Source organism: Tardiphaga sp. GW822-FHT04G09, from assembly GCF_058800725.1.
Genome location: NZ_JBXAMO010000041.1, coordinates 1 through 9853, shown reverse-complemented (window position 1 = coordinate 9853; position 9853 = coordinate 1). Strand labels below are relative to the sequence as shown.

8 protein-coding genes are annotated in these 9853 nt (G+C 57.5%); 6 read left to right on the top strand and 2 right to left on the bottom strand.

Annotation, left to right across the window (positions count from 1 at the left end):
• Positions 1 to 53 precede the first annotated feature (53 nt).
• Positions 54 to 500, bottom strand: coding sequence for a transglutaminase-like domain-containing protein (locus AC1RLZ_RS31015; protein WP_493191794.1), 447 nt, complete (start codon positions 498 to 500; stop codon positions 54 to 56).
• Between the two features lie 273 nt (positions 501 to 773).
• Here AC1RLZ_RS31015 and AC1RLZ_RS31010 point away from each other — a divergent pair, with 273 nt between their 5' ends.
• Together AC1RLZ_RS31010 and AC1RLZ_RS31005 are read left to right on the top strand one after the other, a co-directional pair.
• Positions 774 to 2741 (top strand): AMP-binding protein, encoded by a 1968-nt coding sequence (locus AC1RLZ_RS31010; RefSeq protein WP_493191793.1) that lies wholly within the window; start codon positions 774 to 776, stop codon positions 2739 to 2741.
• Positions 2742 to 2840: 99 nt separating this feature from the next.
• A complete protein-coding gene (locus tag AC1RLZ_RS31005; RefSeq protein ID WP_493191792.1) occupies positions 2841 to 4460 on the top strand; it encodes an AMP-binding protein in 1620 nt (539 codons plus the stop codon).
• Between the two features lie 78 nt (positions 4461 to 4538).
• On the opposite strand, the gene AC1RLZ_RS31000 is transcribed toward AC1RLZ_RS31005, so the two are convergent.
• Complete coding sequence (locus tag AC1RLZ_RS31000) at positions 4539 to 5348, bottom strand: enoyl-CoA hydratase/isomerase family protein (RefSeq protein ID WP_493191791.1); 810 nt, start codon at positions 5346 to 5348, stop codon at positions 4539 to 4541.
• 236 nt (positions 5349 to 5584) lie between these two features.
• Between AC1RLZ_RS31000 and AC1RLZ_RS30995 the strand changes: the two genes are divergently transcribed.
• From AC1RLZ_RS30995 to AC1RLZ_RS30980, 4 genes are all read left to right on the top strand, one after another.
• Complete coding sequence (locus tag AC1RLZ_RS30995; protein ID WP_493191790.1) at positions 5585 to 7150, top strand: class I adenylate-forming enzyme family protein; 1566 nt, start codon at positions 5585 to 5587, stop codon at positions 7148 to 7150.
• Between the two features lie 94 nt (positions 7151 to 7244).
• On the top strand, positions 7245 to 8009 hold the full coding sequence (locus tag AC1RLZ_RS30990) for a nitroreductase (protein WP_493191789.1): 765 nt from the start codon (positions 7245 to 7247) through the stop codon (positions 8007 to 8009).
• Positions 7972 to 9183 carry a thiolase C-terminal domain-containing protein gene (locus AC1RLZ_RS30985; RefSeq protein WP_493191788.1) on the top strand — a complete coding sequence of 404 codons (1212 nt, stop codon included), beginning with the start codon at positions 7972 to 7974 and terminating at the stop codon, positions 9181 to 9183. The genes AC1RLZ_RS30990 and AC1RLZ_RS30985 overlap by 38 nt, the downstream gene beginning before the upstream one ends.
• Before the next feature lie 71 nt (positions 9184 to 9254).
• Complete coding sequence (locus tag AC1RLZ_RS30980; protein ID WP_493191787.1) at positions 9255 to 9599, top strand: Zn-ribbon domain-containing OB-fold protein; 345 nt, start codon at positions 9255 to 9257, stop codon at positions 9597 to 9599.
• The last annotated feature ends 254 nt before the right edge of the window (positions 9600 to 9853 follow it).

Here is a 9853-nt window from a genome sequence, read left to right as displayed (position 1 = left end):
TGCACGCCAAGGCCGCATAGGCTCAGCCAATGAGAACGCCTGCTGAGCGATTTTCAACAAAAAGCGGGACATCCCCAAGCGCAAAGCGCGACGTAGCCGTGATAAATGAAGAGATCAGTTCCCATCAACTCCGTCAGCTTGGGGGAATTCAGATGGTTGCGAACGTCTGCAAAGCCGATCGCGGCGGGAATTCCCACTGCGCGCATGGCGGCGGCCAACAATATTGCTTTCGGGACACAAAACGCTGAAGGCATTTTGAGAACCTCGCTGGCGCGATAATCGGTTTCGGACAAACTCACCGCGTAGGGGTCGTATCTGATCTGGTCCCGTACCGCGTTAAATAGCCGAATTGCCTTGTCCGTAGCCGACCGGCCTTGTTCATCGCCAGCCACACGCAAGACGAAATCTTTAATCGCTGGTGAATCGCAATCCACATAATACGTTGGGAGGAGAAATTCTCGAAGATTTGGGCTGGCTACCACTTGCGCCTCGACCGACAATTGCCATTTACCTAACAAACGTTAGAATTTTTGGCAAGTCAATCGAGTCACGACCAGCTTGCAAAGGTGGATCTTTCCGGCAAATAATTTTATCAAACGATTGTTAGAATCGATTGAACCGGTAGGACGAGAGCGTTAGCATTGGACGTCTAGGCTGGACATGTTTGTCGGGCGGGCCCCGCCCACCGCCTCGTGTTCGATCGGGTATGCGTGCCTATCGGCCGGTAAGTCGGTATCGAATTGAACATGACCGCAAATCAGGGAACCTAGTCGATGGACAATCCAACGTCCTATGTATGGACACCTGCGCCCGAACTAATTGCAGCGAGCAATCTGACCGCTTTCCTGGGCGCGACCGGATATGACGATTACGATAGCCTCTCGCTCAAGGCTGATTCCGATCCCGCATGGCTCATGGAAGAGGTTTTCAAGTTCTGCGGCGTCAGGTTTTATCGCTCTTACGACAGCATGCTAGATTTGTCGCGCGGGCAGCCATGGGCACGCTGGTGCGTCGGCGGCACCACCAACATTGTCCTGAATTGTATTGACAAGCATCGCGGCACCGACGTCTGGGATCAGACATTTCTCGTCTGGGAGGGCGAAGACAAGCTCGAACAGCGCAAACTCTCATATCGCGAAATCGACCACGAGATTGGACGGCTTGCGCTCGCGTTGACCGATCTCGGTATCGGCAGCGGGGATGTGGTCGCACTCTACATGCCGAACGTGCCGGAAACCTTTGTCGCGTTCTTCGCGGTGTTGAAATTAGGCGCGATCCTGATGCCGCTGTTCTCAGGCTTCGGTCCGGCCCCCATGCAAACCCGGCTCAACCATGGCGGCGCAAAGGCCGTCATCACCGCGAGCGGGACCTGGCGGCGTGGCGCCGCAGCACCGCTCAAATCCATCCTCGACGTCGCGCTCGACTCCTCACCGACAGTGCAGCACGTGATCGTCGTCGACCGCGAAGGCCTTAGGATCGAGACCCCGATGCGGGAGGGCCGTGATCACTGGTGGCACGACGTCGTTGCCGGCAAAGCTGGCTCGATTGCGACCGTCGAAATGAATGCGGAAGATCCCGCGATTCTGCTGTACACTTCGGGAACCACCGGCGAACCGAAGGGTTGCGTTTGGACTCATATCGGCTTCATCGGTTCTATGGTCACGCGCGACATGATCATCTGCGCCGATTTCAAATCGTCGGACCGTTTTTTCTTCCTCAGTGACATGGGCTGGATGGTCGGCGCGATGTGCGCGTGTATTCCCAGTTTCGCCGGCGCGAGCCTTCTGATCGCCGAAGGCACGCCGGATTTTCCGGACACTGGACGATTCTGGCGGCTGATCCAGGATCACCGCGTCAGCTATCTTGGCGTATCGCCTACGATTATCCGCGGGCTTATGCGCTACGGACCGCAGGATGTCGAGCGCCACGATCTGTCGAGCCTGCGGATGACCGTTTCGGGCGGCGAGGCATGGACCAACGCACCATGGCAATGGTTCTTCGAGCATGTCTGCAAAAGAAGGCTTCCGATCATCAACATTTCCGGCGGCACCGAAGTCGGCGGTTGCATCTTCCTTGGGACGCCGAACCACCCGATGAACCCGGGCTCGTTCTCGCGTCCCGCGCTGGGCGTCGGCGCGGACATCGTGGATATGTCCGGCAAAACTTTGCCGCCGGGCGAAGTCGGGGAACTGGTGCTCCGCCATTCCTCGATCGGATTGACCAAGAGCCTCTGGAAAGCCGATGCGCGCTATATCGAAAGCTACTGGAGTACGCTTGCCGGTCTTTGGGTGCATGGCGACTTCGCGATGCGTGGGACGGATGCACTCTATTACATTCTCGGGCGTTCCGACGATACTATCAAAATCTCCGGCAAGCGCACCGGCCCGTCAGAACTCGAAGACATTCTGATTGGGACCGGAAAAATTTCCGAGGCAGCCGTGTTCGGCATCCCGCATCCAGTGAAGGGGTCGGCTATCGTCTGCGCCTGCGTGCCGATGCCGGGCGTGAACATCGACGCGGGAGTTGCGAACGAATTATCGTCCGCCATCGTCGACGGCATGGGCGCGTCTTACCGGCCGGAAAAGATACTGTTCGTCGACGATCTACCGCGAACGCGTAATATGAAGATCATGCGTCGGGTGCTGCGGGCCGTGTTCGAGAACAAGGATCCTGGCGATCTTTCCGCTCTCGCCAATCCCGAAGCAGTTGACAGGCTTCGCGAGAAACTTGGCAACGCGTGATCGGTCGAAGCAGCCGCGACCCAGCGGTAATGGCGAAGAACGGCAGCTTCAGTCTGGTCACGGACTTGGCGTCAAAAACAATGATGAGGGAGGCATATGATGGCGATGGATCCAATCCTTTCAGAACAGCGCAAGCAAGCGATGCGAGCCGCTGGTTTTTGGAGCGATCAGACGCTGCTTGACGCTTTTTCCAGGACGGTCAGGGATGATCCAGCGCGAATCGCGATTATCGCCTTTGAAGCGGCATCCGGCCAACGTAAGGCCCTGGCATACGGCGAACTGCAGCAAATAGCCGATCGGATCGCAGCTAATTTGTTACGGCTTGGTGTCAAGCCTGGCGAAGTGGTGTCGTACCAGTTGCCAAATTGGTGGCAGTTCGTCGCGCTTCACCTCGCACTGCTGCGGATCGGCGCAGTCACAAATCCTATCATGCCTATCTTCCGCGACCGCGAAATGGAATTCATGCTGACTTTGGCCGAGACACGCGTGCTGATCGTTCCACGGCGATTTCGCGATTTCGATCACGCCGCAATGGCGGACCGCCTCAAGGTCAAGGTGCCCACACTTGAGCACATTGTTGTTATCGGTTCCGGCGACGATCGCGACTTCGAGGCAGTGCTGAATGCGCCGGGAAAGCGGATTGAGGCAGCGACCGCTGCACCGGCCGATGATGTCGTGCAATTGCTTTATACGTCGGGCACAACCGGAGAGCCCAAGGGAGTGATGCACACAAGCAATACCTTGCTTAACAGCGTGCGATATTTCGAGGATCGCGTCCACCTCACAGCCAGCGACATCGTGCTGATGGCCTCCCCGATGGCCCATCAGACTGGTTTTCTCGTTGGCCTGCTTCTGCCTCTGTATCTTGGAGGACGGGTCGTTCTTCAGGATATCTGGAATCCAGCCAAGGCCGCAGACATCATCGAGACAGAACGCGTTACGATGACCATGGCATCAACACCGTTTCTGGCGGATTTGACCGCGGAGGCCGAACTCCGACCCAAGGCAATAACGTCCTTGCGGACTTTTGTTTCGGCAGGCGCACCCATTCCTCGCGTTCTGGTACGCCGGGCAACCGAGCATCTTGGTGCGCACATCACTTCGGGATGGGGCATGACGGAAAACGGGCTGGTGACGACGACGAAGCTTGATGATCCGCCCGAAAAGGTCTTCGAGACCGATGGTTGCCCAAGCCAAGGCATGGAAGTCAGGGTCGTCGATGAAGGCGGCAAAGTCATGCCTCACAATGAAGAAGGCCGACTACAAGCGCGGGGCCCTGGCACCTTTGTCGGCTATCTGAAGCGGCCGCATCTCTATGCCGTCGATCTGGATGGCTGGTTCGAGACAGGAGATCTCGCCCGCAAAGACAAGGACGGCTACATTCGTATCACCGGACGCACCAAGGACATCGTCATCCGCGGCGGCGAGAACGTTCCCGTGATCGAGATTGAACAGCTGATGTATCGCCATCCCGCCGTGCAGGAAGTCGCGATTGTTGGCGTACCGGATGAGCGCTTGGGTGAGAGGGCCTGTGCGTGCGTGGTGCTGCGCCAGGGGGCTTCGCTTAGCTTGGCTGATCTGTCAGGCTACATGGCGGAGAACACGGTGGCTAAAAACTACTGGCCGGAACGCGTCGAGGTGCTCGATGCCTTGCCGAAGACACCGAGCGGCAAGGTGCAGAAATTCAAGCTTCGCGAGATCGTCAGCGCCTTGAAGTAATTCTCGACTGATTCGTGCTGCAAAAGAAAGCCGGGTGAATCACCCGGCCTCCTCTACCATAATTTCGCAGCTTGAGGATTAGAGCGGACAATCCTGCGGAAACACCGGCTTGCGTTTTTCGAGATGCGACGCCAATCCCTCGCGCGCCTCGGCGCCGGTGAAACCCAGAATCTCGAGCGCGGTCGAAGTATCAAACAACGGACCGTTGACGCGTAGCCAGTTGTTGAGAGCGTACTTGGTCCAGCGGATTGCACTCTGCGCGCCGCTAGAAAGCTCGTCGGCTGTCTCAAGCGCTATCCTCTGTAAGTCCGCGTCTTCGACGCATAGCGATACAAGACCGATCCGCTCAGCTTCTTCGCCGGATAACGGCTTGCAGGTCAGCAGGTAATATTTCGCTTTTGCAAGGCCGCACAACAGCGGCCAGATGATACAAGCGACATCGCCCGCTGCGACGCCAAGCCGCGTGTGGCCATCGACGATGCGCGCGGACTTGCCACAAATCGATATATCGGCAAGGATTCCGACGACAAGGCCTGCGCCAACTGCGACGCCGTTGATCGCCGAGATGATCGGCTTGTTGCAATTGATGACGTTGTAGACGAGATCCTTGGCCTCCTTCCAGGTTGACATGCGCGCGACCGGGTTGTCGAGAATGCTCTTGATCAACTCGAAATCGCCTCCCGCCGAAAAGGCCTTGCCAGCCCCGGTCACGATGATCGCGTTGATATCCGGATCGTCATTGATGTCACGCCAGATATGGGTGAGCTGAGTGTGGGTCTCGGCGTCCACCGAATTGTAGGTCTCGGGCCGGTCGAATGTGAGCCTTAGAACCCGCTTGGACGGATAGTCGAGCTTCAATTTGGTATAAGCAGCATAACGGTTGGACATCGGATTCCCTTCTGGTCATTTGTTTGGTTTGGTTGTCGGATTAGCCTTGCGTGATGACGATGAGTAACCCGGTCGGCACAATTTCTCCTGCTTTCCGATACGTCGTCGACACGAACCTGCTATGAATTCATTCGAACAGATGTTAGAATTTAATGCCGATTGTGAGACGCTGCAAGCTCATACTTTTTGAGTTATGGCCGCCGTCGCAGACGAAGGGCTAGTTCGGAGGATTTACCGTGGTGGAAGGACGCGAAAAGGCTCTGATAAGGACGGCGGGCGCCAATCCCACAATTGGCGAACTGTTTCGCGCGAGCGCGCTGATGAATAAATCTTGGGTTGCGATCGAGTATCAGGGAAGGCGTGTCAGCTATGGGCAGCTCCTTGACCGTGTTCATCGCACGACCTCGATGCTGGCGAGCCAGGGTCTTCGACGAGGCGACCGCGTCGCATTGCTCTCGCGTAACCGTCCGGAGTATCTCGAAGTGGAGCTGGCGGCCGCCAATCTCGGCATCATCACCGCTTGCCTGAACTGGCGATTGTCGGAGCGGGAACTCGCCTACTGTATCGATCTGGTCTCACCGAAGCTCTTAATTATTGAAGAAGAACTGGCCGGAAATCTGGAACTTTCTTCTGCAGAGGGCAGTAAGGTCATCAAGTTCGGTCCACGATACGAGCGTCTTTTACAGCAACACAGCAATCATGCGCTTCCCATTGCGGCGGAATACGAAGACGGCCTGGTCATCCTTTACACCAGCGGTACCACCGGCCAGCCAAAAGGGGCCGTCATTTCGCATCGGGCGATGATCATGCGGGCGCTCGTGTTCAGCTCCGAGCTAAACATTTCACATCACGATACCTTTGTCGCCTGGGCGCCGCTGTTTCACATGGCATCCACGGATCACAGTCTCGCGACACTGTTGCGCGGCGGAACAGTCGTCGTGGTCGATGGTTTTCAGCTGGAGCCGTTATTGTCTGCTCTGGAGCTTCATCGGATTGGCTGGTTTGTTTTGATCCCAGGCATGATTGAAGCATTCATCGCCGGCTTCAAGGCGCAGAGAACCACAGTAAAAGGCGTTGGTCTTTGCGGCGCGATGGCCGATCTGGTCCCTCCGCATGTCATCGCCGAGGTAACTGACCTGCTGCAGGCTCCCTACGTCAACAGTTTCGGTTCGACCGAGACCGGTTTGCCGCCGGCAACCAGATCATTGATCCCGGTGGGCGAGGTTCCCAGCAGCCTGGCGAAGCAACAAAGCGCATTCTGTGAGATCAAGCTCGTCGATTCTGCCGACAACGAGGTCGCAACGGGGACGCCGGGAGAACTCGCCATTCGCAGTCTGACGTTGTTCTCCGGCTATTGGAAAGCTGACGACACCAACGCACGCGATTTTCGCGGCGGGTGGTTTCACATGGGCGACGTGTTTCGACGCAATGACGACGGCTCGCTCGATTTCGTCGATCGCGCCAAATACATGATCAAGACTGGCGGCGAAAACGTTTATCCAGCCGAGATCGAGCGCGTCTTAATGAGCGATGTACGGATCACCGAGGCCTCGGTCGTGCGTGTCCCCGACGCGAAATGGGGTGAGGTTCCCGTGGCATTCGTGTCGCGCCGCGATACGACGGTCAGCGAAGCCGATTTGCTTGCTCTGTGCCGGCGCGAGCTTGCCGGATACAAATGTCCCCGGCAGTTCCGGTTCATCGATTTTTTGGAATTTCCGCGATCCACCAGCGGCAAGGTTCAGCGCCACGAACTCGAAGCCAGGCTGGCGGATGAAAGGGCAATGAACGCTGCGAACGGGTAAACAACTGATGCGAGAAGGCCAATCAGTTGCTTGCGCAGCGCTTTTGGTCGAACGAAAACTGCCCGCGGTAAGGCCCGCAATCAGGGACGAAAACATGAATGTTGAAGAAGCCATTTTGACACGCCGCTCAGTCAGGCGATTTCTTCCCAAGCCGGTTCCGGAACCGATCGTGCGTAAAATCATTGAGGTCTCGGCACGTGCGCCAAGTGGCCATAACATCCAGCCGTGGAAGGTCTACGCGATCGCGGGCGAGGTGGAGAAACGGCTCTCCGCGGACATCCTGAAAGCTGCCGAAACCGAACCGGGCAAACATCAGCCGGAACATGAGTATTATCCGACCGAATGGCACGAGCCCTATATCGGGCGCCGGCGCGAACTCGGCTACGACCTTTACGCAAAGCTTGGCATTGCCCGCGACGACGTTGCCGCGCGCACATCGCATATGAACCGCAACTATCTGTTTTTCGATGCCCCGGTCGGACTTTTCGTGACGGTGGACCGCCGCTTAAACACTGGCAGCTATATCGACATTGGAATGTTTTTGCAGAACATCCTTCTGGCCGCGCGCGGTCACGGTCTGCACACCTGCGGCCAGGCAGCGTTCACCTGGTACCACGATATCATCCGCGAGCATCTTTCATTCGACGGCACCGAAATCCTGATTTGTGGCGTGGCGCTGGGTTACGAGGACACGGCTGCACCCGAAAACAAGCTCGTCACCAAGCGGGTGCCGGTCGATACCTACGCCAGGTTTCTTGGATTCTCCGGCAGCAGTGCGGATGCCGCTTCGCGCGCACGACGGCCGGAAGCTGACTTCACACATGACGCCGGGCGGAAACCAAATGCCTTCCATTCGTAAAGAATCGCTACGCGGCAAGGTCGCGGTGATCGGTATCGGAATGTCGCCGGTTGGCAAGGTGCCGGGAAAGAGCCCGTTATGGCTCGCCGCCGACGCCGCGAAGAAGGCGCTGGCCGATGCCGGCATCGGGAAAAGCGAAATTGACGGCGTGCTGTCGAGCCATGCCTTCGCTTCTCCCTTCCATCGCTTCAGCGTTGCGTTCAGCGAGTATTTTGGTATTCGGCCAACCTTTTCGAACACGCTTCAGGTGTCCGGCGCGACGGCGGCGACGATGTTCAATATTGGCGCCGCTGCCATTCATGGCGGCCTCGCCGAGGTCGTACTCGTGGTTGGCGGCGACAGCCTACTGACCGGCCTGACCCCGGATATGGCGCTACGCTCGATGACGGAAAGCCGCGATCAGCAATACGAGATGCCGTTCGGCATTCCTGTCGCGAACACCTTCGCCATGACCGCGCACCGTCATATGAAGGATTTCGGCACCACGCCGGAGCAACTCGCGGAAGTCGCCGTAATCCAGCGGCGTCACGCGATGCGTACCCCCGGCGCGCAGCAGACTACCCCGATCACGGTGGACGACGTGCTAAGCTCAGGCATGGTGACGACGCCGTATCACAAGCTCGACTGTTCGCTGATATCCGATGGCGGCGCGGCATTCATCCTGACATCCGCCGAACATGCGAAGACGTTTGGCATCAAAAACCCGATTTATATTCTTGGCGGCGGCGAGTGTTACACCCACGAACATATTTTCCTGATGCCGTCACTGACGACTACCGGCGCGGTCGAATCGAGCCGCAGGGCTTACGAGATGGCGGGATATGGCCCAAAAGATATGAACGTTGCCGGCGTATACGACTGCTTCACCGGCACCGTTATCATGATGTTGGAAGATCTCGGTTTCTGCCCCAAGGGCGAGGGCGGCCGTTTCGTCGCAGACGGACAGATGACCTATGGCGGCCAAATTCCGTCGAACACCCATGGCGGGTTGTTGTCATTCGCGCATTCGGGAATGCCGGGATCGCTGTTTCATTTTCATGAGGTGATCACGCAACTGCGCGGCCAGTGTGGCGGGCGTCAGGTACCGGACGCCCAACTCGGGCTGGTTCACAGCCTTGGTGCCGGTTTTGCAACTAACGCCACCACCATCCTGGGAACGGAGAACACGCTGTGATCTCGCCTGAGGACGCCATGAAAAAACCGATGCCCGCGCCTGATGCAGATTCTGCGGCCTTCTGGCGCGGCATGCGCAACGGCGCATTGCTGCTGCAGCACTGCGCCGATTGCGGCAACGTGCAATATTATCAGCAAGCGATGTGCCGGGAATGCGGCGGCGAGAATCTTGCGCATCGCGGGGCAAGCGGATGCGGCAAGGTGCATTCCTTCAGCGTTGTGCATCGAGCGCCAGGACCGGCCTTCAAGGCCGACGTTCCCTATGCGGTTTTGCTAGTCGAGCTTGAAGAAGGACCACGGATAATCAGTACCTATACAGGCGGCAAGCCCGAAGATGTCGTGTTCGACATGGAGGTCATGCTCGTCTGCGAAAAGGTCAATGATGAGATCACACTGCCCCGCTTCAGGCGGGCCTGACTTAGAACCCGCATTGGCGACATCCGGAATACGCCGAACTTCGTTATCTTCGCCGGCGTCCGCCCGGCGAGATCCAGCAGTAGCCCCATGACGTTGCGGGTTTCGAGCGGATCGATCACCATGTCGCACCATAAATTGCGGGCGAAATTGTAAGGATCGGCGAACGCCTCGAAATCCCTAGCAGTCCGCTGAAAAAGCTCAAAATCAGACTATTTTTCTATCCAATCGACGGGCTGGATGGTGGTGTAGTTTGC